This window comes from Pseudomonas yangonensis (genome assembly GCF_009932725.1).
GTDB classification, from domain to species: Bacteria; Pseudomonadota; Gammaproteobacteria; order Pseudomonadales; family Pseudomonadaceae; genus Aquipseudomonas; species Aquipseudomonas yangonensis.
The window spans coordinates 1-1,432 of record NZ_BLJU01000052.1; the positions used below are offsets into that span (position 1 = coordinate 1).

Here is a 1,432-nt window from a genome sequence, read left to right on the forward strand (position 1 = left end):
CCACCAGGTCGGCCAGCTGGCCCACCTTGATCTGGCCCTTCTTGCCCTGCTCGCTGGAGAACCAGGCGCTGCCGTGGGTGAACAGCTGCAGCGCGGTGGCGCGTGGCAGGCCTTGCGGGTAGAGCGTGGTGCCGCCAACGGTCTTGCCGCTGACCAGCCAGTACAGCGCCGTCCAGGGGTTGTAACTGGCCACGCGGGTGGCGTCGGTGCCGGCGCCGACCGGCACGCCCTCGGCCAGCATGCGCTGGATCGGCGGTGTGGCTTCGGCCGCCTTGGCGCCGTAGCGGTCGATGAAGTACTCACCCTGGAAGGCCATGCGGTGCTGAATGGCGATGCCGCCGCCGAGGGCACGCACGCGCTCGATATTGCGCGGGCTGATGGTCTCGGCGTGGTCGAACAGCCAGGGCAGGCCATTGAAAGGGATGTCGCGGTCGACCTTCTCGAACACGTCGAGCATGCGCGAGATGGATTCGTCGTAGGTGGCATGCAGGCGGAACGGCCAGCGCTGCTCGACCAGGTGACGCACCACCGGCTCCAGGTCGGCCTCCATGTTCGGCGCCAGGTCCGGGCGCGGCTCGAGAAAATCCTCGAAGTCGGCGGCAGAGAACACCAGCATTTCGCCGGCGCCGTTGTGGCGCAGGAAGTCATCGCCCTGGTGCAGCTTGACGCTGCCGGTCCAGTTCTTGAAGTCGGTCAGCTCTTCCTTGGGCTTCTGGGTGAACAGGTTGTAGGCGATGCGCACGGTGAGCTGGTCCTTGTCGGCCAGTTCCTGGATCACCTGGTAGTCGTCGGGGTAGTTCTGGTAACCGCCACCGGCATCGATGGCGCTGGTCACGCCCAGGCGATTGAGTTCGCGCATGAACTGGCGGGTGGAGTTGACCTGATACTCCAGCGGCAGCTTCGGCCCCTTGGCCAGGGTGGCGTAGAGAATCATGGCGTTGGGGCGGGCGATCAGCATGCCGGTGGGATTGCCGTTGGCATCGCGCTGAATCTCTCCGCCCGGCGGGTTGGGGGTGTTCTTGTCGTAGCCCACGGCGCGCAGCGCGGCGCGGTTGAGCAAGGCGCGGTCGTACAGGTGGAGGATGAACACCGGCGTATCCGGTGCCGCGCGGTTAATCTCTTCCAGCGTCGGCATGCGCTTCTCGGCGAACTGGAACTCGGTCCAGCCTCCGACCACGCGAACCCACTGCGGCGTCGGGGTACGGTCGGCCTGGGCCTTGAGCATGCGCATGGCTTCGGCCAGCGACGGCACGCCTTCCCAACGCAGCTCCAGGTTGTAGTTCAGCCCGCCGCGGATCAGGTGCAGGTGCGAGTCATTGAGGCCGGGAATCACCGTGCGCTTCTGCAGATCGACCACGCGGGTGGCAGCGCCACGCAGCGCCATGGCCTCGGCATCGCTGCCGACGGCGACGAAGCGGCCATCCTTGATGGC

1 protein-coding gene is annotated in these 1,432 nt (G+C 66.7%); it reads right to left on the bottom strand.

Features of this window, described 5'->3' with window-relative positions; genetic code table 11:
- Positions 1-1,432: amidohydrolase (locus tag GYB81_RS23355; RefSeq protein WP_161897969.1), on the bottom strand; the 1,432-nt coding region annotated here is incomplete at both ends.